Genomic DNA, 25,440 nt, shown 5'->3' on the forward strand with positions numbered 1-25,440 from the left:
GGCCCACACCGCGGGCAGATGGCACGCAGGAAGCCCGGACTAATAAGATGGCATTGAAATCCCCCGCGTTTCGTAAAAAATTTCCGTTGCTGGTTACCGGCGGTTTGCTGGCCCTGCAACCTCTAGCCACTTCCTTCGTGGTCGCCGCGGAACAGTATGACTGCTCAGTCTCTGCTTCGGGTGGCTGGGCCTGTGCGCCGAAAGCCAGTGCAGCCCCACTGCCTCCACGGCCGATTCACGATGCCAGCTCGGTCAGTTCCAACGGCGCCACCGCAACCGACAGCGGCACCGCAGAACAAGCGACCGGCGACAAGCCAGTGCTGGTCACCGAGGCCAAAGGCCGGGGTCTGAAGTCCCGCAGCGCGGACTACAGCCACCTCGACTGGGTACCGCGCGAGAAGCTCACCGCCGCTCAATTGGCCGAAACCGGTCCTTACTGCTCTGGTTCCTATATCGAACCAATTCGTCCTGGCATGAATGACAAGACGAATAAAAGTGACGCCCCCACCTTTATCGGTGCCAAGGCCTCGCGTTATCAGCAGGAAGAACAGGTGGCGACCCTGGCCGGTGACGTGGTCATGCGCCAGGGCAGCATGCAAGTCGAAGCCGACGAGGCCAACCTGTATCAGGCCGAGAACCGTGGCGAGCTCAGCGGCAACGTACGCATCCGCGACAACGGCACGCTGATGGTCGGCGACCACGCCGACGTGCAACTCGACACTGGCGAAGCCAAGGTCGATAACGCCGAATACGTGATGCACAAATCGCGGGTTCGCGGCAGTGCGCTGTATGCCAAACGTGCGGAAAACGCCATCATCCGCCTCAAGGATGGTACGTACACCACGTGCGAACCGAACAGCAACGCCTGGCAGCTCAAGGGCAACAACATCACCTTGAACCCGGCCACCGGCTTCGGTACCGCGACCAACGTGACCTTGCGGGTCAAAGACATTCCGGTGCTCTACACCCCGTATATCTATTTCCCGATCGACGACCGTCGTCAGTCCGGCTTCCTGCCGCCGAGCATCGGCACAGGCGGCGATACCGGCTTCATGCTGGTCACGCCCTACTACTTCAACCTGGCACCGAACTACGATGCCACGTTGTACCCGCGCTACATGTCCAAGCGCGGCCTGTTGATGGAAGGCGAGTTCCGCTACCTGACCAAGAGCAGCGAAGGTCAGTTCGGCGCCGCGTACCTCAACGACGACGACACCGATCGCAAGAAGCAGACCGACTACGAAAAAACCCGCTACATGCTCAACTGGCAGCACAAGGGCGGGTTTGATTCACGGGTGATGACCGAGGTCGACTACACCAAGATCAGCGATCCGTATTACTTCCAGGACCTGGAAACCGATCAGATTGGCGTGAAGTCCACCGACTACGTCAACCAGCAAGGCGCCGTGACCTACCGTGGTGACGACTACACCGCACGTCTTAACGTGCAGGCGTATGAGCTGGCAAGCGTGTCCAATATCACTCCGTACAACAAGCTGCCGCAGATCACCTTCAACGGTGCCCTGCCGTACCATCCGCAAGGTCTGGATTTCACCTATGAAACCGAGCTGGTTCGGTTTGAGCGGGATCTACTGAAGGGCAACTACACAGATAAAGATGGCGGACCGATTGACCCTATCACCGGGCTGGTAGGCAATCCGCGTCTGGACACCAACGTAGCGGGCCTGGCCCGCGCCAATGGTGATCGCCTGAACCTCAAACCTGGTGTCAGCCTGCCGCTGAACTGGAGTTATGGCTATCTGACTCCATCCCTGAAGTATATGTACACCCAGTACAATCTTGATCTGGATGGCCGAGGCAAAGACGACTTGGTCACCAACAGGAATAGAGCTGCCGCCTTGGGTGAGTCGTACAAGAGCTCACAAAACCGCGGCGTCCCAATCGCCAGCGTCGACGGTGGCCTGTACTTCGATCGCAACACTCAATGGTTCGGCAAGAACTACCGCCAGACCCTGGAGCCGCGTGCGTTCTACCTCTATGTACCTGAGGAGGACCAGAAGGACATCCCGGTATTCGATACCGGCGAACCTACCTTTAACTACGCCTCGCTGTTCCGTGACAACCGCTTCTCCGGCTCCGACCGTGTCGGCGACGAGAACAAGCTGTCTCTGGGCGTGACCAGCCGCTGGATCGAAGACAACGGCTTCCAGCGTCAGCGCGTCAGCGTTGGCCAGGCCCTGTACTTCAAGGATCGCACCGTCCAGTTGCCGGGTATCGACTACCGCACTCGCGACGATGCAACGTCCAACGTCTCGCCTTACGCCCTTGAATACGAATACCGTTTCAACCGCGACTGGCGCGCCAACGCAGAGTACAACTGGGACCCGGACAGCCACACCGCACGCTCCGGCAGTGCGATGTTCCACTACCAGCCTGAAGACAACCCGAACAAGGTGGTCAACGCCGGCTATCGCTATCGCAACGACCAGATCCGCTACGACCAGAACAGCGGTACCTGGAAAATGGGCGGCGACTACGGCACTCCAGGCACGCCTGGCTACGTGAAGGACTACTACAAGATCCAGCAGCATGATTTCTCGGTGATCTGGCCGATCGTGCCGCAATGGAACGCCATCAGCCGCTGGCAGTACGACTACAACCGTAACCGCACGCTCGAGGCCTTCGGTGGTTTCGAATACGACAACTGCTGCTGGAAACTGCGCCTGATCAGCCGTTACTGGGTCAAGTATGACGAGTTCAGTCAGAACGCTCCGGAGAACGAGAAAGGCGACCGCGGCATCTTCCTCCAAATTGTTCTGAAGGGTCTCGGTGGCGTCATGGGCACCAAAGTAGAGAGCTTCCTCGACAAAGGCATCCAAGGTTATCGTGAACGTGAAGACCAAGCTTTCTGATTGTCTGCGCCCGCTGATGTTGGGCGCGCTGTTCCTGAGCACTGCGGCCAGCGCCGCAGTGCAGTCCATCGACAAGGTTGTGGCCATCGTCGACAACGACGTGGTCATGCAGAGCCAGTTGGACCAGCGGGTTAACGAAGTTCAGCAAACCATCGCCAAGCGTGGCGGTGGTGTGCCGCCTACCAGCGTCCTGGAACAGCAGGTTCTGGAGCGTCTGATCGTTGAAAACCTGCAACTGCAGATTGGCGAACGTTCCGGCATCCGCATCACCGATGAAGAACTGAACCAGGCCATCGGCACCATTGCCCAGCGCAACAGCATGAGCATCGAGCAGTTCCGTGCCGCTCTGGCCCGCGACGGCCTGTCTTATGAAGATGCTCGTGACCAGGTGCGCCGTGAAATGATCATCAGCCGCGTGCGTCAGCGCCGGGTGGCCGAGCGTATTCAGGTGTCGGAACAGGAAGTGAAGAACTTCCTGGCCTCGGACCTGGGCAAGATGCAGCTCTCCGAAGAACTGCACCTGGCCAATATCCTGATCCCGACCCCGGAAAGCGCCAACTCCGAAGCGATTCAGAGTGCCGCCCGCCAGGCCATGGACGTGTACCAGCAACTCAAGCAAGGTGCGGACTTCGCGCAATTGGCGATTGCCCGCTCCGGCAGCGACAACGCCCTGGAAGGCGGCGACATGGGCTGGCGTAAAGCTGCTCAATTGCCTCCTCCGTTCGACCGTGAACTGAGTGCAATGGCCGTGGGCGATATCACCCAACCAGCGCGCACCCCAGGCGGCTTTATCATTCTCAAGCTGCTGGACAAGCGCGGTGGCGGCAATCAGGTGCGTGATGAAGTGCATGTGCGCCACATCCTGATCAAGCCAAGCGAGATTCGCAGCGAAGAAGAGACCAAGCGCCTGGCGCAAAAACTCTACGACCGCATTGAAGCCGGCGAAGACTTTGCCGAACTGGCGAAAAGCTACTCGGAAGACCCAGGTTCGGCGCTCAACGGCGGCGACCTCAACTGGATCGACCCGAACGCCCTGGTGCCTGAGTTCCGCGAAGTGATGGCCAAGACCCCACAAGGTCAACTGTCCAAGCCGTTCAAGAGCCCTTATGGCTGGCATGTACTGGAAGTCCTTGGCCGTCGCGCCACCGACAGCACCAGCCAGGCCCGCGAGCAACAAGCCATGACCGTCCTGCGTAACCGCAAGTACGACGAAGAGCTGCAGACCTGGTTGCGGCAGATCCGTGATGAGGCCTACGTCGAGATCAAACTGCCTGGCGCTGAACAGGCGGCCCAGTGAAACCCAGACGTTTCGCTCTGACACCCGGCGAACCGGCGGGTATAGGTCCTGACCTGTGCCTGCTGCTCGCCTCGCAACCCCAGCCATACCCCCTGATTGCCATCACCAGCCGCGACCTGCTCCTTGAGCGGGCCGCGCAGTTGGGTGTGGCAGTCAATCTGCTGCCGGTGACCCTGGAACAACTGCCGACTGAACCCGCACCCGCAGACAGCCTGTATGTCTGGGACACGCCCCTGGCCAAGCCGGTGGTCAGCGGCCAGCTGGACCAGGCCAATGCAGCCTTCGTCCTGGAAACCCTGACCCGCGCCGGCCAGGGCTGCCTGGATGGGCACTTCGCCGGCATGATCACTGCTCCTGTGCACAAGGGCGTGATCAACGATTCCGGGATCGTCTTTTCTGGGCATACCGAATTTCTTGCGGACCTGACCCACACTGAACAGGTGGTGATGATGCTGGCCACCCGCGGCCTGCGCGTGGCACTGGTGACCACCCACCTGCCCTTGCGGGAGATTGCCGATGCCATCACCGCAGAACGCCTGGAGCGAGTCACTCGAATCCTGCATGCCGACCTGCAACACAAGTTCGGTATTGCCCAACCACGGATCCTGGTTTGCGGACTCAACCCTCATGCCGGTGAAGGCGGGCATCTGGGCCGCGAAGAAATCGACATCATCGAACCTACCCTAGAGCGTCTGCGCACCGAAGGCATGGACCTGCGCGGCCCACTGCCTGCCGACACTCTGTTTACCCCCAAATATCTGGAGCACTGCGACGCAGTGCTGGCGATGTACCACGACCAAGGCTTGCCCGTGCTGAAATACAAAGGCTTCGGCGCGGCCGTCAATGTGACGCTCGGCCTGCCGATCATCCGCACCTCCGTCGACCACGGCACCGCCCTGGATCTGGCCGGTAGCGGCAAGATCGACACCGGCAGCCTGCAGGTCGCCCTGGAAACCGCCTACCAGATGGCCGAGAACCGTTTATGAGCGAGCAATACCAACACCGGGCGCGCAAGCGCTTCGGCCAGAACTTCCTGCATGACGCAGGCGTTATCGACCGTATCCTGCGGGCTATCCACACCAAACCCGAAGACCGCATGCTGGAAATCGGCCCGGGCCAAGGCGCCCTGACCGAAGGCCTGCTGAGCAGCGGAGCCCAGTTGGACGTGGTGGAGCTGGACAAGGATCTGATCCCGATCCTCAACCAGCAGTTCGCCGGCAAGAGCAACTTCAACCTGCACCAGGGCGATGCCCTGAAGTTCGACTTCAATACGCTGGGCGCTGCACCCAGCAGCCTGCGGGTGGTCGGCAACCTGCCCTACAACATCTCCACCCCGCTGATCTTCCACCTGCTGCAGAACGCCGGGCTGATCCGCGACATGCACTTCATGCTGCAAAAGGAAGTGGTCGAGCGCCTGGCCGCCGGCCCTGGTGGAGGTGACTGGGGTCGCCTGTCGATCATGGTTCAGTATCACTGCCGAGTGGAACATCTGTTCAACGTCGGCCCCGGCGCCTTCAATCCTCCACCAAAGGTTGATTCGGCCATCGTGCGCCTGGTACCTCACGCGGTGCTGCCACATCCAGCCAAGGATCATCGCCTGCTGGAGCGCATCGTCCGCGAAGCCTTCAACCAGCGCCGCAAGACACTGCGCAATACCCTCAAGGCCCTCCTCAGCAGCGCCGAGATCGAAGCCGCCGGTGTCGATGGCAGCCTGCGCCCCGAGCAGCTGGATCTGGCCGCCTTTGTACGCCTAGCCGATCAATTGGCCGACCAGCCCAAGCCTGCCAACGACTGAGAAACGCCCTTGCCCGAGATCGGGTAGGACGCCGGACAGGATGTCTGGTTTACTACCCGATACTTGACCTAGACTGACCTCCATCAGCTTTGTCCCGCGCCCCGCTTTGCTTTAAAGGCCTTTTGCATGTCCGATCCTCGTTATCAGGTCGACGTCAGCGTCGTCACCCGCTTTCTGGCAGACCAATCGCAACCCGAGCAGAACCGTTTCGCTTTCGCCTACACCATTACCGTTCAGAACAACGGATCACTCCCAGCCAAGCTGCTGTCCCGGCACTGGGTGATCACCGACGGTGATGGCCATGTAGAAGAGGTTCGTGGCGCTGGCGTGGTTGGCCAGCAGCCATTGATTGCCGCTGGCAAGAGCCACACCTATAGCAGCGGCACGGTGATGACCACCCGGGTCGGTAACATGCAGGGCAGTTACCAGATGCTGGCCGAGGACGGCAAACAGTTCGACGCCATCATTGCCCCCTTCCGCCTGGCGGTCCCCGGGGCCCTGCACTGATGGCAACCTACGCCGTCGGCGATCTACAAGGCTGCCTGGAACCGCTGCAGTGCCTGCTTGAACAAGTCGCGTTCGACCCTGCCCGGGACCGCCTGTGGCTGGTGGGAGACTTGGTCAATCGCGGCCCACAGTCACTGGAAACCCTGCGCTACCTTTATTCCATCCGCGATTCGCTGGTTTGCGTGCTGGGCAATCACGACCTGCACCTGCTGGCAGCCTGGCGCAATATCGAACGGCTGAAAAAGTCCGACACGCTGCGGGAAATCCTTGAAGCCCCAGATTGCGAAGAACTGTTGCAGTGGTTGCGCCAGCAAAAACTGATGCATTACGACGAAGCCCGCAACGTGGCCCTGGTCCATGCCGGCATCGCCCCCCAGTGGTCCCTGAAGAAGGCGCTCAAGTGCGCCGCCGAAGTCGAGGAAGCGCTACGCGACGACAACCTCTTCGAGCCCTTCCTGGACGGCATGTACGGCAACGACCCAGCCAAATGGGACAGCGACCTCAAGGGCGTGACCCGCCTGCGCGTCATCACCAACTACTTCACCCGCATGCGTTTCTGCACCAGCGAGGGCAAGCTCGACCTCAAGAGCAAGGAAGGACTGGACACCGCACTACCGGGCTACGCGCCCTGGTTCAGTCACAAGGAGCGCAAGACCCGGGACCTGAAGATCATCTTCGGTCACTGGGCGGCCCTGGAAGGCCATTGCAACGAACCCGGCATTTTCGCCCTGGACAGCGGCTGTGTCTGGGGCGGGGCCATGACCTTGCTGAATGTCGATACCGGCGTGCGCCTGACCTGCGATTGCGACGCCCAGGGGCACACTGCGCCCCTTTCCCCAGAACCCTTGCCCGTCCCGGCAAAGCGCTAGTCGGCGCTGATTATCTAGCTCCAGGAGCCCGCCATGAGTGAATTCAAACGCATCCCTCCAGAACAGGCCCAGGCACTGCGCGAACAAGGTGCAGTGGTCGTGGATATCCGCGATCCGCAAACCTATGCACTGAGCCATATCAGCGGCGCGCAACACTTGGATAATCACTCCATTTCCGACTTCATTCGCGGTGCCGACCTCGATGCCCCATTGGTGGTGGTCTGCTATCACGGCAACTCCAGCCAGAGCGCTGCCGCGTATCTGGTGAGCCAGGGCTTTTCCGACGTTTACAGCCTCGATGGCGGCTTCGAACTTTGGCGCAGCACCTACCCGACGGAAATCGCTCAGGGCACCGCCGAATAATTTTTTTCAGTAGCTCTAGCCCGCGTACTACGCGGGCTTGCGCGCCACCGGACGAACGGTAGTGCGTAACTAATTCCCCATCTCGCCTTGACCTCCCGGATTCCGAACTATCCTTAGCCTCAGGCCATCCAAATCAGGGGAGAGCCGGTACACCGGCGAGCGGGTCATCGGTACTAGCTTTCAAGGTCGATAGCTTTGAAAGTGTTCTGGGGGGTAAACAGCAACTGGGCTTTCAGTTGCATGCCAGCACTTGACTGACTGATCCGACGCCGGCTCCACGTATCGAGCGAGGTGACGTCATGAGTATTTTTAGCCACTTCCAACAACGCTTCGAATCCACACGCCAGGAAGAGTTTTCGCTGCAGGAATACCTGGAACTGTGCAAAAAGGACCGAAGCGCCTATGCATCCGCTGCCGAGCGCTTGCTATTGGCCATCGGCGAGCCCGAGCTGCTGGACACCTCGACCAACTCGAGGCTGTCGCGAATCTTCTCCAACAAGGTAATCCGGCGCTATCCGGCCTTTGAAGACTTCCATGGCATGGAAGAATGCATCGACCAGATCGTCTCCTATTTCCGCCACGCCGCTCAGGGCCTGGAAGAGAAGAAACAGATCCTCTATCTCCTGGGTCCAGTGGGCGGTGGTAAATCGTCCCTGGCCGAGAAGCTCAAGCAACTGATCGAAAAGGTGCCCTTCTACGCCATCAAGGGCTCCCCGGTCTTCGAATCGCCGCTGGGCCTGTTCAATGCCACGGAAGATGGCGCCATTCTCGAAGAAGACTTCGGCATCCCGCGGCGCTACCTCAACACCATCATGTCGCCATGGGCCACCAAGCGCCTGGCGGAGTTCGGCGGTGACATCAGCCAGTTCCGGGTGGTGAAACTGTACCCGTCGATTCTCAACCAGATCGCCGTGGCCAAGACCGAGCCCGGGGACGAGAACAACCAGGACATCTCGGCCCTGGTGGGCAAGGTGGATATCCGCAAACTGGAAGAATTCCCACAGAACGACGCCGACGCCTACAGCTACTCCGGGGCACTGTGCCGGGCCAACCAGGGCCTGATGGAGTTCGTCGAAATGTTCAAGGCACCGATCAAGGTGCTGCACCCATTGCTCACCGCCACCCAGGAAGGCAACTACAACAGCACCGAAGGGCTGGGGGCGATCCCCTTCACCGGCATCCTGCTGGCCCACTCCAACGAATCGGAGTGGCACACCTTCCGCAACAACAAGAACAACGAAGCCTTCATTGACCGTATCTACATCGTCAAGGTGCCTTACTGCCTGCGTGTCAGCGATGAGGTGAAGATCTACGACAAGCTGCTGTTCAACAGCTCGCTGGCCAAGGCCCATTGCGCCCCCGACACCCTGAAGATGCTGGCACAGTTCACTGTGCTGTCGCGCCTCAAGGAGCCGGAAAACTCCAATATCTACTCGAAGATGCGCGTCTATGACGGCGAGAACCTGAAAGACACCGATCCCAAGGCCAAGTCGATCCAGGAGTACCGCGACAGTGCCGGCGTCGATGAGGGCATGAACGGCCTATCGACCCGCTTTGCCTTCAAGATCCTGTCAAAAGTCTTCAACTTCGATCCCCATGAAGTGGCGGCCAACCCGGTGCACCTGCTGTATGTGCTGGAGCAGCAGATCGAGCAGGAGCAGTTCCAGGCAGAAACCCGCGAGCGCTACCTGCGCTTCCTCAAGGAGTACCTGGCACCGCGCTACATCGAGTTCATCGGTAAGGAGATCCAGACTGCCTACCTCGAGTCCTACAGCGAGTACGGCCAGAATATCTTCGACCGTTACGTGCTCTACGCGGACTTCTGGATTCAGGATCAGGAATACCGCGACCCGGAAACCGGCGAAATCCTCAATCGCGTTGCCCTCAACGAAGAGCTGGAGAAGATCGAAAAGCCTGCGGGCATCAGCAACCCGAAAGACTTCCGCAACGAAATCGTCAACTTCGTCCTGCGGGCACGAGCCAACAACAATGGCAAGAACCCCACCTGGCTCAGCTACGAGAAGCTGCGGGTGGTCATCGAGAAGAAAATGTTCTCCAACACCGAGGATCTGCTGCCGGTCATCAGCTTCAACGCCAAGGCCAGCAAGGAGGATCAGCAGAAACACAACGACTTCGTCACACGAATGGTCGAGCGCGGCTACACCGACAAACAGGTACGGCTGCTGTCCGAATGGTATCTGCGGGTCAGAAAATCGCAGTAAAGCAGCTGCAAGCTTCTAGCCACAAGCTGCAAGCGCGTTGCCGTAGAGCCCTCACAGGCTCTGCTGCAGCGTGACTTACGGCTTGAGGCTTATGTCTTGAAGCTCCCCGGAGGGGCCCATGAGCTATGTGATCGACCGACGTCTCAATGGCAAGAACAAGAGCACGGTGAACCGCCAGCGGTTTCTGCGGCGCTACCGTGACCACATCAAAAAGGCCGTCGAAGAGGCCGTCAGCCGCCGCTCCATCACCGATATGGAGCATGGCGAACAAATCAGTATTCCCGGACGGGACATCGACGAACCGGTGCTGCACCACGGCCGTGGCGGCAAACAGACCGTGGTCCATCCCGGCAACAAGGAATTCACCGCAGGCGAACATATCGCCAGGCCTCAAGGCGGCGGTGGAGGCGGTGCTGGCCGCGGCAAGGCAGGCAATTCCGGCGAAGGCATGGATGAGTTCGTCTTCCAGATTACCCAGGAAGAGTTCCTCGAGTTCATGTTCGAGGATTTGGAGCTGCCCAACCTGGTCAAACGCAACCTGACCGGGACAGACACCTTCAAGACCGTGCGTGCCGGGATCAGCAACGAAGGCAACCCATCGCGGATCAACATCATCCGCACCTTGCGCTCGGCCCACGCCCGACGCATTGCCTTGTCCGGCAGCAGCCGGGCCAAGCTGCGGGAGGCCAAGGAGGATCTGGAGCGACTGAAGCGGGAAGAACCGGACAACTTCGGCGATATCCAGGAACTGGAAGCTGAAATCGAACGCCTGAGTGCGCGGATTCACCGCGTGCCCTTTCTCGACACCTTCGACCTCAAATACAACCTGCTGGTGAAACAGCCCAACCCCAGCTCCAAGGCGGTGATGTTCTGCCTGATGGACGTATCCGGCTCCATGACCCAGGCGACCAAGGACATCGCCAAACGCTTCTTCATCCTTTTGTACCTGTTCCTCAAGCGCAACTACGACAAGATCGACGTCGTCTTCATCCGCCACCACACCAGCGCCCGGGAAGTGGATGAGGAAGAGTTCTTCTATTCCCGGGAAACCGGCGGCACCATCGTCTCCAGCGCGCTGAAGCTGATGCAGGAAATCATGGCCGAGCGCTACCCGAGCAACGAATGGAACATCTACGCCGCACAAGCCTCCGACGGCGACAACTGGAACGATGACTCGCCCATCTGCCGCGATATCCTGATCAACCAGATCATGCCTTTCGTGCAGTACTACACCTACGTGGAGATCACTCCACGTGAGCACCAGGCCCTGTGGTTCGAGTACGAACGTATCGCCGAAGCCTTCTCCGACACGTTCGCCCAGCAACAATTGGTTTCGGCCGGCGATATCTATCCGGTCTTCCGTGAACTCTTCCAGCGCAGGTTAGTGACATGACCGCCAGAGAGCAGAAGCGCCAACCCATCTCAACGGGCTCGGAATGGACCTTCGAGCTGATCCAGGCCTACGACCGCGAAATCAGCCGTATTGCGGCTCGCTATGCTCTGGATACCTATCCCAACCAGATCGAGGTGATCACCGCCGAGCAGATGATGGATGCCTACGCCTCGGTGGGCATGCCTTTGGGTTATCACCATTGGTCATACGGCAAGCACTTTCTCAGTACCGAAAAGTCCTACAGCCGTGGTCAGATGGGACTGGCCTACGAGATTGTGATCAATTCAGACCCTTGCATCGCCTATCTGATGGAGGAGAACACCATCTGCATGCAGGCACTGGTGGTTGCCCACGCCTGCTACGGCCACAACAGCTTCTTCAAGGGCAACTACCTGTTCCGCACCTGGACCGATGCCAGCTCGATCATCGATTATCTGGTGTTCGCCAAGCAGTACATCATGCAATGCGAGGAACGCCATGGCATCGATGCCGTGGAGGATCTGCTGGATTCCTGCCATGCCCTGATGAACTACGGCGTCGATCGCTACAAGCGGCCTTACCCGATCTCCGCCGAGGAAGAACGGCGTCGGCAGAAGGACCGGGAAGAGCACCTGCAGAAACAGATCAACGACCTGTGGCGCACGATTCCCAAAGGCGCGGACAAATACAGCGACAAGGACAACGCGCGATTCCCCGCAGAGCCTCAGGAAAACATCCTGTATTTCATCGAAAAACATGCGCCATTGCTGGAGCCCTGGCAGCGAGAAATTGTCCGCATCGTGCGCAAGATCGCCCAGTACTTCTACCCGCAGCGCCAGACCCAGGTGATGAACGAAGGCTGGGCCACCTTCTGGCATTACACCCTGATGAATGACCTGTATGACGAAGGCCTGGTCACCGACGGCTTCATGATGGAATTCCTCGCCTCCCACACCAGCGTGGTTTATCAGCCGGGATTCGACAGCCCTTATTACAACGGCATCAACCCCTACGCTCTGGGTTTTGCCATGTACCGGGACATCCGCCGCATGTGCGAAGACCCCACCGAAGAAGATCGCCGCTGGTTCCCAGAACTGGCCGGTACCGACTGGCTGTCGAGCATCAAGTTCGCCATGAGCAGCTTCAAGGATGAGAGCTTCATCCTGCAGTATCTGTCGCCCAAGGTGATCCGCGACCTCAAGCTGTTCAGCATCATGGATGACGACCAGAAGGATGACCTGCTGGTACCAGCAATCCATGATGAAAGCGGCTATCGAATCATTCGGGAAACCCTGGCCGCGCAATACAACCTGGGCAACCGTGAACCCAACGTGCAGATCTGGAGCATCGACCGTCGTGGCGACCGCTCGCTGACCCTGCGCCATCAGCAACACGATCGCAAACCCTTGGGGGATTCCACCGAGGAGGTGCTCAAGCACCTGCACCGCCTCTGGGGCTTCGATATTCACCTGGAAACCCTGCAGGGCGATCAGGTGATAAAAACCCTTCACGTACCGCCGAGAAGCGATCACAACGAAAACGACTACGGACGACTGGACCTGGCAGTCATCCACCTCTGAGGCCAAGAACGAGCCTCCGTTAGCGCGGCACAAGGGTTATCCTGTCGCGCTAACGGAGGTTTTTTTATGCGGATTTATAAAGTCGGCGGTGCTGTACGCGATCGCTTGCTGGGCAGACCAGTCACCGACGTCGACTGGGTCGTGGTGGGCGCCAGTGCGCAAGACATGATCGCCAAGGGCTTTCGCCCGGTGGGCGCCGATTTTCCAGTGTTTTTGCACCCCAAGAGCGGCGAGGAATATGCCCTCGCTCGAACCGAGCGCAAGAGTGGACGGGGTTACGGCGGTTTCACTTTCCATGCCAGTCCGGAAGTCACCCTGGAGGAGGACCTGATTCGCCGCGACCTGACGATCAACGCCATGGCCGAAGATGATCAGGGTCTTGTGACTGATCCTTACAACGGTCAAAAGGATCTGGAAAACCGGCTGTTGCGCCATGTTTCACCGGCATTCGCCGAAGATCCCCTGCGAGTTCTGCGAGTGGCACGCTTTGCCGCGCGCTACGCCGACCTGGGCTTCAGCGTGGCCCCTGAGACACTTGAATTGATGCGCCAACTCAGCGAGTCAGGCGAGCTTCAAGCCCTGACGGCGGAACGCAGCTGGAAGGAGATGTCTCGCGCCCTGATGGAGGATCAGCCTCAGGTCTTTATCCAGGTATTGCGTGACTGCGGCGCCCTGGCCGTATTGATACCTGAGGTCGACGCACTATTCGGCGTTCCCCAGCCACCGACCCATCATCCGGAAATAGACACCGGCCTGCATACCCTGAGCGTGTTGCAGCAAGCAGCGCTGCACCAGCAGCCCCTCTCGGTACGTTGGGCCTGCCTGCTCCACGACCTGGGCAAAGGCGTGACACCCGAGGAGGAGTGGCCACGCCACATTGGTCACGAGCACAAAGGACTTGAACTGATCAAGGCCGTCAATGAGCGCTTCAAGGCCCCACGGGAATGCCAGGAGCTGGCGCTGTTGGTGGGGCAGTATCACACCCACGCCCACAAGGCCCAGGAACTGAAGGCTTCGACACTGCTTGAGCTGCTGCAAAGCTTCGACGTCTTCCGCCGTCCGCAGCGCTTTGAAGAGTTCATTGCTGCTTGCGAAATGGACGCCCGTGGTCGCCTGGGACTGGAGTCGCGACCTTACCCCCAAGCAGATTACCTGCACGGCGCCGCCAACGCGGCGCGCTCAGTGGCGGTTCAACCTTTACTGGAGCAGGGCTTCAAAGGCCCGGAACTGGGTGAGGCGCTGAGGCTGGAGCGACTGAAGGCAATCAAGACCTACAAGGAACAGCACGCATCCTGAGAAACTGCTGACAAGGCTCCAGCCTTGTCAGCACAAGGAGAGCCCGAGGAGTTACAGGCCCGGAGGCGTCAGTTGCCTGCCCTGCCATTCGAAGGCCACGGGCGCTAGAACCTGATCGATCTGCGCCTCATCCCAAAGCATCCCCAGGCTCTTGCCGGCCAATGGGTGTAGCCGCTCCGGCGCCATCAGCGACAACGGCCAAAGCACAAAGGCATTCTTCAGGATTTCCGCACGGGGCAGGATCAAGCCATCGAAATTGCCAGTCAGGTCGCCGTACAGCAGCACATCGATATCCAGTGGCAAACCTTTGCGGTCCGGGGCATAACGACCGTTGTCCGCCTCGATGAACTTCAAACGCCGGTCCAGTTCAGTCAACGGCAAGTCGGTGTAACCCGACACCACCAGATTGAAGAACGGACCGCTCTTGATTCCCACCGGCTGGCTTTCAAACACTGCCGAGCAACGCATATCCACCAGGAAACCGGCCAAGGCATCGAGCCCGGCCCGCAGATGAGCTTCACGCTCGATATTGCTACCAAGCCCCAGAAACACCTGAGTCAGAGACATCCGCGCTCGATCTCCACACCCACGCCAGTGGCGGCCGGAACAGCGCCTGGCTTGGTCAGCTTCAAATGCAGCCAAGGAATGTGAAACTCGCTCATCAACACTTCGGCAAGACGCTCGGCAAAGGTTTCCACCAACTGGTACTGGGCCTGCTCGGCAAACGCCTGGATCCGCGCGGAAACACTGGCATAATCCAACGCCAGCGTCAGATCGTCCCCAGCAGCAGCCGGGCGATTATCCCAAGCAAAGCTCAGATCAAGACGCAGACACTGTCGGATGCCACGCTCCCAGTCGTAGGCTCCAATCACGGTGTCCACTTCCAGTCCTTCGATAAACACTCTGTCCAAGCACTCTTCTCCGCAGCACGACAAGGGCGCAATGCGCCGTTAGAATCAGGGCATCCTCGCCCGGAATAGTTAGCATGTTTTGGTTACTGGCGATTCTCGCCTACCTGCTTGGCTCTCTGTCCTTCGCCATTTTGCTCAGCCGCCTCACGGGCAACCCCGACCCGCGAATGAGTGGTTCGGGCAATGCCGGTGCCACCAACATGCTGCGCCTGGCCGGCAAAAAACTCGCTGTCCTAACCCTGCTGGGGGATCTGTGCAAAGGCCTGGTGCCTGTGCTGATCGCCCACCTTGCGGGGCTTTCGTTGCAGCAACAGGCGTGGATCGGACTCTACGCCGTAATCGGCCACCTGTTCCCACTGTACTTCCGCTTTCGCGGCGGCAAAGGCGTCGCCACTGCTGCCGGCATGTTGCTGGGGCTCTATCCCCCGGCGGCGCTCCTGGCCATCGCCGCCTGGGCGCTGACCTTCTACCTGACCCGCACCAGCTCACTGGCCGCCTTGATCGCCACCCCCCTGACCCTGCCGCTACTGGCCTGGCAGGAACCTGAGGCACTACTACCGATGAGCGTACTCACGCTACTGATCGTTTGGCGCCATCGCGGCAATCTACGCGACCTGTTTGCCGGGCGCGAACGGCATTTTTGAATCCGACAGATGAAAAGACTTCAGCTTGCGCGCCTCTCTCAGAGTGCTGACAGCTGCTCCATCGGCCAGCGTGCCTGCACACTGATCGCCAGGCTTTCCTGCTGTCCGGCCTGCAAACGCTGACAGCCGGCATAGGCGATCATCGCGCCGTTGTCGGTGCAGAACTCGGGACGAGCGTAGAACACATTGCCGTTCATCTCGGCGAGCATGTTTTCCAGGGAGGCTCGCAGGGCCTTGTTGGCACTCACACCCCCGGCAATGACCACACGCTTGAGGCCTGTCTGCTTCAAGGCGCGCTTGCACTTGATGGTCAAAGTTTCCACCACCGCTTGCTGGAAGGCGAGAGAGATGTCGCAACGGGTTTGCTCACCGTCGTCTCCAGCACTGACGCACTGCTGCCAGGTGTTCAGGGCGAAGGTCTTCAAGCCGCTGAAGCTGAAGTCCAGGCCCGGACGATCGGTCATTGGCCGCGGGAAGACAAAACGCCCTGGGACGCCCTGTGTTGCCAGGCGGGCGATCTCGGGGCCGCCTGGATAATTCAGGCCAATCATTTTCGCGGTCTTGTCGAACGCTTCGCCTGCCGCATCGTCCAGGGTCTCGCCCAACAGCTGGTATTGGCCGATGCCATCAACCCGGACCAACTGGGTGTGGCCGCCCGATACCAACAAAGCGACGAACGGAAATTCCGGCGGATGCTCCTCGAGCATCGGCGCCAGCAGGTGACCTTCCATGTGATGCACGCCCAGGGCCGGAATCCCCCAGGCAAAGGCCAGCGCCTGGGCGCAGGAGGCACCTACCAACAAGGCGCCCACCAGACCGGGACCCGCAGTGTAGGCAATGGCATCGATCTCGGTGGAGACACAGTCAGCTTGCGCCAGGACCTGACGAATCAGCGGCAGCATACGCTTGACGTGGTCACGAGAGGCCAGTTCCGGCACCACGCCACCGTAGACGCGATGCAGGTCGATCTGACTGAACAGCGCATCGGCCAGCAGGCCACGCTCACTGTCGTAAAGCGCGACGCCGGTTTCGTCGCAGGAGGTTTCTAATCCCAGTACTAGCATGGGTTTGCGCCTTGTAGAGGCTGAATTCGAAGGCGCGCATAATAGTCGCCACTCCCGCGCCCGGCCAGCGGTTTTCGATCAGAGGCTTTGCATTCCGAGCGTTGAGGGGTTAACATCCGCAACCCTTAAAAACCGACGACCTCAGCCGCGATTTTTGCGACGAGAACGTTGACCCCGGTAATGAATGAAGGTAGCTCTGGATGCCAGCCGTCAAAGTTAAAGAGAACGAACCCTTCGACGTAGCTCTGCGTCGTTTCAAGCGCTCCTGCGAAAAAGCCGGTGTTCTGGCTGAAGTTCGTAGCCGCGAATTTTACGAGAAGCCGACTTCCGAGCGTAAGCGCAAAGCAGCTGCTGCTGTTAAGCGTCACGCCAAGAAAGTTCAGCGCGAACAGCGCCGCGCCGTACGTCTGTACTAATACACAGACGTTCGCTGCAAGCTTCTGCCAAGCCCGGCCCTCAGCTGGGCTAATGGCATTTGCGGAATACGCTTGATGCTTCACCGTCAAAGCCGCCCATGCGACCCAGACAAATCTGCTTCACCACGTCAGACCTGGCTTCTTGCCAGCGGTGCACGTCTTTTCTGACGAGCCTTCCAAGGCTACTGACGAGCACACCCTTACTGATTCCTGCAGACGATCAGCCCAAGGCGCCCTTCTCCAGCGCCCGCTTGATGAGCTATCCGAGGCCCTCCAATGGCCACTGTCGGACTCAGCGCACTGCCTCAAATAGTCGAATACTGATTGCAATTAACGTCAGTGGACGTTCGGCAGATACACTTCCCGACTGCGATCAAGCCGAAAACCAGGTCGAGCAGCGCCCCCTTCAGGCCCCGCCTCACCTGATCTTTCGACAGCGTCGCCAGGGCTATTTTTCCCCGCAGTGATGACGAGAACGCAATGGCCGGGCTTATTCCCCAGAGCTTTATTGACGACCTTCTGAACCGCACCGACATCGTCGATGTAGTCAGCTCGCGCCTGCAGATCAAGAAAGCCGGCAAGAACTACACAGCCTGTTGCCCATTCCACAAGGAAAAGACCCCCTCCTTCAGCGTCAGCCCCGACAAGCAGTTCTATTACTGCTTCGGTTGCGGCGCAGGCGGCAATGCCCTCGGCTTCATCATGGACCACGACAATCTGGACTTTCCCCAGGCCGTCGAGGAACTGGCGAAAGCTGCCGGCATGGAGATCCCCCGCGAGGAAAGCAATCGTGGCCAGCGCAAACCCCGACAACCCACAGACTCACCGCTGTACCCGCTGCTCAGCGCCGCTGCCGACTACTATCGCCAGGCACTGAAAAGCCACCCGGCACGCAAGGCAGCAGTCGACTACCTCAAGGGGCGCGGCCTCACCGGCGAAATTGCCCGGGACTTCGGTCTGGGTTTTGCGCCGCCCGGCTGGGACAACCTGTTCAAGCACCTGAGCAGCGACACTCTGCAGCAGAAGGCCATGATCGATGCCGGGCTGCTGATTGAGAACGCCGAGACCGGCAAGCGCTATGACCGCTTTCGCGATCGCGTGATGTTCCCGATCCGCGATACCCGCGGCCGGATCATTGCCTTCGGCGGCCGGGTTCTGGGGGACGACAAACCCAAATACCTGAACTCTCCGGAAACTCCGGTCTTCCACAAGGGCCAAGAGCTTTACGGTCTGTTCGAAGCTCGCAAGAACAACCGCAACCTCGACGAGATCATCGTCGTCGAAGGCTATATGGACGTGATCGCCCTGGCCCAGCAGGGCCTGCGCAATGCCGTCGCGACTCTGGGCACTGCCACCAGCGAGGAACACCTCAAGCGCCTGTTCCGCATTGTGCCCAACGTATTGTTCTGCTTTGACGGCGACCAAGCCGGACGCAAAGCTGCCTGGCGCGCCCTCGAGGCCACCCTGTCCTGCCTGCAGGACGGGCGCCGCGCGCGCTTCCTGTTCCTGCCGGAAGGGGAAGACCCCGATACCCTGGTCCGCTCCGAAGGCACAGACGCCTTCCGCGCCCGCATCAACCAGCACGCCCAGCCGTTGGCGGACTATTTCTTTCAGCAACTGATCGACGAGGCCGACCCACGCTCACTGGAAGGCAAGGCTCATCTGGCGACCCTGGCAGCACCGCTGATCGAGAAAATCCCAGGGGCCAACCTGCGCACCCTGATGCGCCAGCGCCTGACCGAAATCACCGGCCTGACCAATGAAACGGTGAATCAACTAGCCCACAGCGCCCCAGCGGAAGCCCCCCCAATCTATGACGCTGGCATCGACTACGACGCCATGCCGGATTATGCCGACTACCACGAGCCCCATCAGGAAGCGTACGCCCCTCAACAAGAGTGGACGCCGAAGAAAAGCGGCGGTGGCAAGAAATGGGAAAACAAGCCCTGGGACAAGAACGGCAAAGGCAAGCGCCAGGGCGATCGCGACCAGCCTCGCGGCCCTCGCGTCCCGGCGGCGGTGGAGCCTCCTACGCTTGCAGCCTTGCGCACCCTGCTGCATCACCCGCAACTGGCAGAAAAAGTTGAAGATGCCGGACATTTTGCCGATGACGACAACACCAACACTCAGTTGCTGGTGGCCCTGATCGAAGCCGTACAGAAAAATCCTAAGCTACGCTCTATTCATCAGCTGATGGCGCGCTGGCACGGCACTCAACAGGGGCACCTGCTTACCGCACTGGCAGAAAAAGAGTGGTTGATCGACGGAGATAACCTTGAACAACAGTTTTTCGACACCATTAATAGCTTGTCCGCCCGCCAACGCGAGCGTGTTTTAGAACAACTTCTCAGGAAATCGCGCCAAAGCGAGCTCAGCAGCGAAGAGAAAATACAGCTGGTTGAGCTTCTAAAACGCAATGTTCCCGCATCAAACCCGACCTCAACTGGCGCGTGAGGTCATAGCTCGGGTATAATCCTCGGCTTGTTTTTTGCCCGCCAAGACCTTCAGTGGATAGGGTGTTATGTCCGGAAAAGCGCAACAGCAGTCTCGCCTCAAAGAGTTGATCAGCCGTGGACGTGAGCAGGGTTACCTGACTTACGCGGAGGTCAACGACCACCTGCCGGAGGATATTTCAGATCCGGAACAGGTGGAAGACATCATCCGCATGATCAACGACATGGGGATCAACGTATTCGAGAGTGCTCCGGATGCGGATGCCCTTTTGTTGGCCGAAGCCGACACCGACGAAGCAGCAGCTGAAGAAGCCGCCGCAGCGTTGGCGGCTGTGGAAACCGACATTGGTCGCACTACCGACCCAGTGCGCATGTACATGCGCGAAATGGGTACGGTAGAGCTGCTCACACGTGAAGGCGAAATCGAAATCGCCAAACGTATCGAAGAGGGCATCCGTGAAGTGATGGGCGCAATCGCGCACTTCCCTGGCACGGTTGATCACATCCTCTCCGAATACACTCGCGTCACCACCGAAGGTGGCCGCCTGTCTGACGTTCTCAGCGGGTACATCGACCCGGATGACGGTATTACGCCGCCTGCCGCCGAAGTACCGCCTCCTGTCGACACCAAAACCGCGAAAGCGGATGACGACAGCGATGACGAAGAAGCTGAAGCAACCGAAGACGAAGAAGAAGCCGAAAGCGGTCCGGATCCGGTCGTCGCTGCACAGCGCTTTGGCGCCGTCGCCGATCAGATGGAGATCACCCGCAAGGCGCTGAAGAAGCACGGCCGCGAGAACAAGCAAGCCATCGCCGAGATGTTGGCCCTGGCCGAACTGTTCATGCCGATCAAGCTGGTTCCGAAGCAATTCGAAGGCCTGGTTGAACGTGTACGCAGCGCCCTGGATCGTCTGCGTCAGCAAGAACGCGCCATCATGCAACTCTGCGTGCGTGATGCCCGCATGCCGCGTGCCGACTTCCTGCGCCAGTTCCCGGGCAACGAAGTAGATGAAAGCTGGACCGACGCCCTGGCCAAAGGCAAGAGCAAGTACGCCGAAGCCATTGCCCGTCTGCAGCCGGATATCATCCGTTGCCAGCAGAAGCTGACCGCGCTTGAAGTTGAAACCGGCTTGAAGATTGCCGAGATCAAGGACATCAACCGTCGCATGTCGATCGGTGAGGCCAAGGCCCGCCGCGCGAAGAAAGAGATGGTTGAAGCCAACTTGCGTCTGGTGATCTCCATCGCCAAGAAGTACACCAACCGTGGCCTGCAGTTCCTCGACCTGATCCAGGAAGGCAACATCGGCTTGATGAAAGCGGTAGACAAGTTCGAATACCGTCGCGGCTACAAGTTCTCGACCTATGCCACCTGGTGGATCCGTCAGGCGATCACTCGCTCGATTGCCGACCAGGCCCGCACCATTCGTATTCCGGTGCACATGATCGAGACGATCAACAAGCTCAACCGCATTTCCCGGCAGATGCTGCAGGAAATGGGTCGTGAACCGACCCCGGAAGAGCTGGGCGAACGCATGGAAATGCCTGAGGACAAGATCCGCAAGGTATTGAAGATCGCTAAAGAGCCGATCTCCATGGAAACCCCGATCGGTGATGACGAAGACTCCCATCTGGGCGACTTCATCGAAGACTCGACCATGCAGTCGCCAATCGATGTAGCCACCGTTGAGAGCCTGAAAGAAGCGACTCGCGAAGTACTCTCCGGCCTCACTGCCCGTGAAGCCAAGGTCCTGCGCATGCGCTTCGGCATCGACATGAATACCGACCACACCCTTGAGGAGGTTGGTAAACAGTTCGACGTGACCCGTGAACGGATTCGTCAGATCGAAGCCAAGGCGCTGCGCAAGCTGCGCCACCCGACGCGAAGCGAGCATCTGCGCTCCTTCCTCGACGAGTAAGCCCAAAACCCCCAGCCCAGCTGGGGGTTTTGCTTTTTGCAGATCCTCCCTCCCCCACCCCCATAGCCCGTCTACACTCGAAACATTCCCCGTGCCATAACGAGACGGTTATGCCCAGACTGTCGGCCATGCTTCTGCTGGCGCTACTTACCTGGACCGCAACGGCTGGCGCGCTGACTCTCACCGATGAAGAACGTGGCTGGCTCAAGGCCCACCCGCAACTGCGCCTGGGTATAGATGCCTCCTGGCCGCCCTTTGAGTATCGGGATGAAGAGGGCCGCTACCAGGGCCTGGCAGCGGACTACATCCAGCTGATCCAGGAACGCCTGTCAATCACCCTGACGCCCGTCGAACCGGCCAGTTGGACCGCCGTGCTCGAAGATGCCAAGCAAGGCAAGCTGGACCTGCTGCCCGGCATCATGTCGACCCCGGAACGCCAGAGTTACATGGCCTTCACCCGCCCCTATCTCGACTTCCCCATTGTTATCCTGGCCCATGCAGGTGGCGCACAACCGCGCAACCTCAAGGATCTCTACGGCATCAAGGTCGCGGTGGTGGAGAACTACGCACCCCACGAGTTGCTGCGCACCCAACACCCGGACCTGAACCTGGTGGCGCTGCCCAATATCAGCTCGGCCCTGCAGGCCCTGGCCACCGACGAGGTGGACGCCGTAGTGGGCGATCTGGCCTCCAGTGTCTGGAGCCTGCGCCAGCTCAAGCTCGAGGGCCTGTACGTCAGCGGCGAAACCCCTTATCGCTACCAGTTGGCCATGGGCGTCCCACGGGACAGCAAGATCCTGGCGGGCATACTCGACAAGGTCCTGGCGGACCTCAGTGCCGAGGAAATCAGCGCGATTCAACAGCATTGGGTCGGCAGCGTCCTCGACCATCGGACGTTCTGGTCGGATGTCCTGATGTACGGCCTGCCCGGCCTCCTGCTGTTGGTCACAGTGCTGGCGGTGGTGATCCGCATCAACCGTCGCCTGAGCTCGGAGATCTCCCGCAGGGTGGCTCTGGAACAAGAGTTGCGCCGCAGTGAATACCATTACCGCAGCCTGGTGGAGAGCCTCTCGGCCATCGCCTGGGAGGCGCGTGTCAGCGACTTCACTTACAGCTATGTCTCCCCCCATGCCGAAGCCCTGCTGGGCTACCCCCTGTCCCACTGGCTGATCCCGGGGTTCTGGCGCAACATCATCCACCCCGCCGACCTGACTCGTGCCCAGGCCTTCTGCGACCACGAAGTACAGGCCGGACGCGACCACAGCCTCGACTATCGAGTGATCACCGCCGACGGCCGATGCCTCTGGGTGCGCGATATCGTCAGCCTGATCGAACACGGCCATGAGCCGGTGATGCGTGGCCTGATGATCGACATCAGCGAGACCAAGCACACTGAAGAGGCCCTGCGCCTTTCCGAGCAGAAGTTCGCCTCGGTGTTCCAGCAGTGCCCGGACATCCTGGTCATCGCGCGCCTGTCCGACGGCTGCCTGCTGGAGGTCAACAAGGCCTTCGAGGAGCAGATCGGCCTGAGCGCCGAAACCGTGATTGGCCAGACCGCCACCGAACTGAATATCTGGGGCATCCCGGGGGTCGGCCCGAGCCTCTTGCAGCGCTTGCAGGCCGGTAGCATCCGCAACCTGGAAATGCCCTTTCGCCGCCACAATGGCCAACTCTTCACCGGCCTGATCTCCGCCGAACCCTTCGACCTCGACACCACCCCGGCGCTGGTGGTGGTAGTGCGCGACATCAGCCAGCTCAAGGAAACCCAGCAACAGTTGCAGATCTCAGAGGAGAAGTTCGCCAAAGCCTTCCATGCTTCGCCAGATGGGCTGTTGCTGACCCGGCAACGGGATGGACTGCTGATCGAGGTCAACGAGGGCTTTAGCCGCATCACCGGCTTCAACAGTGCCATGTCCCTGGATCGTTCGACTCTGGACCTGGGAATCTGGGTCAACCTCAACGAGCGCAAGCAGCTGCTCGACCTGCTGCAGCGGGACGGTTTTGTCCGTGACTTCAGCTGCCACATCCGACGCAACGATGGCCAGATCCGTCTCTGTGAACTGTCGAGCCGACCGCTGCCCATTGGCGACGACGACTGCATGCTGACCATTGCCCGGGATATCACCGACCGCCAGTTGATGCAGGAAAAACTGCAGCAGGCCGCCACGGTGTTTGAGAGCACCGCCGAAGGCGTAATGATCACCGATACCCAGCAGCGCATCAGCGCCGTCAATCGTGCCTTCAGCGAGATCACCGGTTACAGCGAAAGTGAAACCCTGGGACACACACCGCGCCTGTTGGCGTCCGGCCTGCATGACAGCGCCTTCTACGCGGCGATGTGGCACCAACTGACCCTGGAAGGCCACTGGCAGGGCGAGATCTCCAACCGTCGCAAGAACGGCGAGCTCTACCCCAACTGGCTGACGATCAACGCAGTGCGCAACAAGGATCGGCAGATCACCCATTTCGTTGCGGTGTTCGCCGACATCTCCAGCCTCAAGCATGCCCAGGCACGCCTCGACTACCAGGCCCACCACGATCCCCTCACCGGACTGCCGAACCGCACCTTGTTCGAAAGCCGCTTACTGACCGCGCTCAACAGCCAAGAGGAAAACGGCAGCCAGGGCGCCGTGCTGTTTCTCGACCTGGATCGCTTCAAGCACATCAACGACAGCCTTGGGCACCCGGTGGGCGACCTGCTGCTCAAAGGCATCGCGGTACGTCTCAAGGAGCAGTTACGAGACATCGACACTGTCGCCCGCCTGGGCGGAGACGAATTCATCATCTTGCTCCCGGGCCTGCATCAGGCCAGCGACGCCGACCATATCGCCACCAAGCTGCTGAACTGCTTCACCGCCCCCTTCCAGGCCGGCGAGCACGAGTTCTTCATCAGCGCCAGCATCGGCACCAGCCTGTACCCCAAGGATGGTTGCGACGTTGCCACGCTGATCAAGAACGCCGACGCCGCCATGTATCGCTCCAAGGCCAAGGGGCGCAACCGGGTCGAGCGCTACACCCGCGACCTGACCGCCCAGGCCAGCGAACGTGTCGCCCTGGAGCACGAACTGCGCCGAGCCATCGAACGTGGAGAGCTGTCTCTTTATTTCCAACCCAAGATCAGCCTCAGCAGCCACGAACTGGTGGGGGCCGAAGCGCTGATTCGCTGGCACCACCCCAACTTCGGCGACGTCCCCCCCGAGCATTTCATTCCATTGGCGGAAGAGAACGGCATGATCCTGCTGATCGGGGACTGGGTACTGGAACGGGCCTGCCAGCAACTCCATACCTGGAGTCAGCGCTATGAGAATTTCGGGCCACTGTCAGTGAATCTGGCAGGTGCCCAGTTGCGCCAACCCAACCTGCTGGGCCGCATCGAACAACTGCTGCGCGACTATGACCTGCCGCCTGGGTTGCTGCAGTTGGAAATCACCGAGAACTTCATCATGAGCCAGACCGAAGAAGCCCTGGAGGTACTGCATCAGCTCAAACGCCTGGGAATACAACTGGCCATTGACGACTTCGGCACCGGCTACTCGTCCTTGAGCTATCTCAAGCGCCTGCCTCTGGACTTTCTCAAGATCGACCAATCATTCGTCCGCGGCTTGCCGGACGACCCCCACGATGTGGCGATAGTCCGCGCCATCATCGCCCTGGGCCGCAGCATGCAATTCACGGTCATTGCCGAAGGTGTTGAAAACCAGGCCCAGCAGACCTTCCTCACTCTCGAAGGCTGCGAGCAGATCCAGGGCTACATCGTCAGCCTGCCCCTGGAAGCCGATGAGTTCTGCGCAACCTTCCTGCAGATCCGGGTTTCCGACTTTTCGGATAGCACAGCCGAGAAACCATCGTTATAATCCGCCGC

General features: G+C 59.8%; 19 protein-coding genes. 16 read left to right on the forward strand and 3 right to left on the reverse strand.

Annotated features, from left to right (window positions below):
* Positions 1-47 precede the first annotated feature (47 nt).
* From WIN67_RS27965 to WIN67_RS28015, 11 genes are all read left to right on the forward strand, one after another.
* Positions 48-2,873 carry an LPS-assembly protein LptD gene (locus WIN67_RS27965; protein WP_339070325.1) on the forward strand — a complete coding sequence of 942 codons (2,826 nt, stop codon included), beginning with the start codon at positions 48-50 and terminating at the stop codon, positions 2,871-2,873.
* Complete coding sequence (gene surA, locus WIN67_RS27970; RefSeq protein ID WP_146036396.1) at positions 2,854-4,170, forward strand: peptidylprolyl isomerase SurA; 1,317 nt, start codon at positions 2,854-2,856, stop codon at positions 4,168-4,170. The genes WIN67_RS27965 and surA overlap by 20 nt, the downstream gene beginning before the upstream one ends.
* A complete protein-coding gene (pdxA, locus tag WIN67_RS27975; protein ID WP_123389776.1) occupies positions 4,167-5,156 on the forward strand; it encodes a 4-hydroxythreonine-4-phosphate dehydrogenase PdxA in 990 nt (329 codons plus the stop codon). The genes surA and pdxA overlap by 4 nt, the downstream gene beginning before the upstream one ends.
* Positions 5,153-5,965, forward strand: a complete 813-nt coding sequence (gene rsmA, locus WIN67_RS27980) for a 16S rRNA (adenine(1518)-N(6)/adenine(1519)-N(6))-dimethyltransferase RsmA (protein WP_339070326.1) — start codon at positions 5,153-5,155, stop codon at positions 5,963-5,965. Before pdxA ends, rsmA begins: the two co-directional genes overlap by 4 nt.
* Positions 5,966-6,091: 126 nt before the next feature.
* Positions 6,092-6,472 carry a Co2+/Mg2+ efflux protein ApaG gene (gene apaG, locus WIN67_RS27985; protein ID WP_025131262.1) on the forward strand — a complete coding sequence of 127 codons (381 nt, stop codon included), beginning with the start codon at positions 6,092-6,094 and terminating at the stop codon, positions 6,470-6,472.
* Entirely contained in the window at positions 6,472-7,341 is an 870-nt protein-coding gene (locus tag WIN67_RS27990) for a symmetrical bis(5'-nucleosyl)-tetraphosphatase (RefSeq protein ID WP_102861923.1), read from the forward strand. The genes apaG and WIN67_RS27990 overlap by 1 nt, the downstream gene beginning before the upstream one ends.
* Before the next feature lie 33 nt (positions 7,342-7,374).
* Positions 7,375-7,704 carry a thiosulfate sulfurtransferase GlpE gene (gene glpE, locus WIN67_RS27995; RefSeq protein ID WP_102861924.1) on the forward strand — a complete coding sequence of 110 codons (330 nt, stop codon included), beginning with the start codon at positions 7,375-7,377 and terminating at the stop codon, positions 7,702-7,704.
* A 299-nt stretch (positions 7,705-8,003) separates the two neighbouring features.
* Positions 8,004-9,926, forward strand: coding sequence for a PrkA family serine protein kinase (locus tag WIN67_RS28000; protein ID WP_016967942.1), 1,923 nt, complete (start codon positions 8,004-8,006; stop codon positions 9,924-9,926).
* Between the two features lie 118 nt (positions 9,927-10,044).
* Positions 10,045-11,319: a YeaH/YhbH family protein gene (locus WIN67_RS28005; RefSeq protein ID WP_102861925.1), complete on the forward strand. Its 1,275-nt coding sequence runs from the start codon at positions 10,045-10,047 to the stop codon at positions 11,317-11,319.
* Complete coding sequence (locus WIN67_RS28010) at positions 11,316-12,878, forward strand: SpoVR family protein (protein ID WP_102861926.1); 1,563 nt, start codon at positions 11,316-11,318, stop codon at positions 12,876-12,878. Before WIN67_RS28005 ends, WIN67_RS28010 begins: the two co-directional genes overlap by 4 nt.
* Before the next feature lie 66 nt (positions 12,879-12,944).
* The gene (locus tag WIN67_RS28015; protein ID WP_110594484.1) at positions 12,945-14,174 is read left to right on the forward strand and encodes a multifunctional CCA addition/repair protein; all 1,230 of its coding nucleotides are present in this window, start codon (positions 12,945-12,947) and stop codon (positions 14,172-14,174) included.
* Positions 14,175-14,225: 51 nt separating this feature from the next.
* Here WIN67_RS28015 and folK read toward each other — a convergent pair whose 3' ends face one another.
* The gene (gene folK, locus WIN67_RS28020; RefSeq protein ID WP_102861928.1) at positions 14,226-14,741 is read right to left on the reverse strand and encodes a 2-amino-4-hydroxy-6-hydroxymethyldihydropteridine diphosphokinase; all 516 of its coding nucleotides are present in this window, start codon (positions 14,739-14,741) and stop codon (positions 14,226-14,228) included.
* A complete protein-coding gene (gene folB / locus WIN67_RS28025; protein ID WP_102861929.1) occupies positions 14,732-15,085 on the reverse strand; it encodes a dihydroneopterin aldolase in 354 nt (117 codons plus the stop codon). The genes folK and folB overlap by 10 nt, the downstream gene beginning before the upstream one ends.
* Positions 15,086-15,159: 74 nt before the next feature.
* Between folB and plsY the strand changes: the two genes are divergently transcribed.
* Complete coding sequence (plsY, locus tag WIN67_RS28030; protein WP_102861930.1) at positions 15,160-15,729, forward strand: glycerol-3-phosphate 1-O-acyltransferase PlsY; 570 nt, start codon at positions 15,160-15,162, stop codon at positions 15,727-15,729.
* A 38-nt stretch (positions 15,730-15,767) separates the two neighbouring features.
* Here the strand turns inward: plsY and tsaD are convergent, their stop codons facing one another.
* On the reverse strand, positions 15,768-16,793 hold the full coding sequence (gene tsaD, locus WIN67_RS28035; protein WP_102861931.1) for a tRNA (adenosine(37)-N6)-threonylcarbamoyltransferase complex transferase subunit TsaD: 1,026 nt from the start codon (positions 16,791-16,793) through the stop codon (positions 15,768-15,770).
* 200 nt (positions 16,794-16,993) lie between these two features.
* Here tsaD and rpsU point away from each other — a divergent pair, with 200 nt between their 5' ends.
* The 4 genes from rpsU to WIN67_RS28055 all read left to right on the forward strand — a co-directional run bounded on the left by rpsU (position 16,994) and on the right by WIN67_RS28055 (position 25,432).
* Positions 16,994-17,209, forward strand: coding sequence for a 30S ribosomal protein S21 (gene rpsU / locus WIN67_RS28040; RefSeq protein ID WP_002551877.1), 216 nt, complete (start codon positions 16,994-16,996; stop codon positions 17,207-17,209).
* A gap of 480 nt (positions 17,210-17,689) precedes the next feature.
* Entirely contained in the window at positions 17,690-19,663 is a 1,974-nt protein-coding gene (gene dnaG / locus WIN67_RS28045) for a DNA primase (protein WP_339070327.1), read from the forward strand.
* A 67-nt stretch (positions 19,664-19,730) separates the two neighbouring features.
* Positions 19,731-21,578: an RNA polymerase sigma factor RpoD gene (rpoD, locus tag WIN67_RS28050; RefSeq protein ID WP_102861933.1), complete on the forward strand. Its 1,848-nt coding sequence runs from the start codon at positions 19,731-19,733 to the stop codon at positions 21,576-21,578.
* Positions 21,579-21,688: 110 nt separating this feature from the next.
* A complete protein-coding gene (locus tag WIN67_RS28055; protein WP_339070328.1) occupies positions 21,689-25,432 on the forward strand; it encodes a bifunctional diguanylate cyclase/phosphodiesterase in 3,744 nt (1,247 codons plus the stop codon).
* Positions 25,433-25,440 lie beyond the last annotated feature (8 nt).

The organism is Pseudomonas idahonensis (genome assembly GCF_037903935.1).
In the GTDB taxonomy this organism is placed as follows: domain Bacteria; phylum Pseudomonadota; class Gammaproteobacteria; order Pseudomonadales; family Pseudomonadaceae; genus Aquipseudomonas; species Aquipseudomonas danubii.

Coding starts and splice junctions, on each gene's coding strand:
- folK (WP_102861928.1), bottom strand. CDS start 14,741: ATGTCTCTGACTCAGGTGTTTCTGGGGCTTGGTAGCAATATCGAGCGT.
- rpoD (WP_102861933.1), top strand. CDS start 19,731: ATGTCCGGAAAAGCGCAACAGCAGTCTCGCCTCAAAGAGTTGATCAGC.
- WIN67_RS27990 (WP_102861923.1), top strand. CDS start 6,472: ATGGCAACCTACGCCGTCGGCGATCTACAAGGCTGCCTGGAACCGCTG.
- WIN67_RS28000 (WP_016967942.1), top strand. CDS start 8,004: ATGAGTATTTTTAGCCACTTCCAACAACGCTTCGAATCCACACGCCAG.
- dnaG (WP_339070327.1), top strand. CDS start 17,690: ATGGCCGGGCTTATTCCCCAGAGCTTTATTGACGACCTTCTGAACCGC.
- tsaD (WP_102861931.1), bottom strand. CDS start 16,793: ATGCTAGTACTGGGATTAGAAACCTCCTGCGACGAAACCGGCGTCGCG.
- rpsU (WP_002551877.1), top strand. CDS start 16,994: ATGCCAGCCGTCAAAGTTAAAGAGAACGAACCCTTCGACGTAGCTCTG.
- WIN67_RS28005 (WP_102861925.1), top strand. CDS start 10,045: ATGAGCTATGTGATCGACCGACGTCTCAATGGCAAGAACAAGAGCACG.
- plsY (WP_102861930.1), top strand. CDS start 15,160: ATGTTTTGGTTACTGGCGATTCTCGCCTACCTGCTTGGCTCTCTGTCC.
- apaG (WP_025131262.1), top strand. CDS start 6,092: ATGTCCGATCCTCGTTATCAGGTCGACGTCAGCGTCGTCACCCGCTTT.
- rsmA (WP_339070326.1), top strand. CDS start 5,153: ATGAGCGAGCAATACCAACACCGGGCGCGCAAGCGCTTCGGCCAGAAC.
- WIN67_RS27965 (WP_339070325.1), top strand. CDS start 48: ATGGCATTGAAATCCCCCGCGTTTCGTAAAAAATTTCCGTTGCTGGTT.
- WIN67_RS28055 (WP_339070328.1), top strand. CDS start 21,689: ATGCCCAGACTGTCGGCCATGCTTCTGCTGGCGCTACTTACCTGGACC.
- glpE (WP_102861924.1), top strand. CDS start 7,375: ATGAGTGAATTCAAACGCATCCCTCCAGAACAGGCCCAGGCACTGCGC.
- WIN67_RS28015 (WP_110594484.1), top strand. CDS start 12,945: ATGCGGATTTATAAAGTCGGCGGTGCTGTACGCGATCGCTTGCTGGGC.
- WIN67_RS28010 (WP_102861926.1), top strand. CDS start 11,316: ATGACCGCCAGAGAGCAGAAGCGCCAACCCATCTCAACGGGCTCGGAA.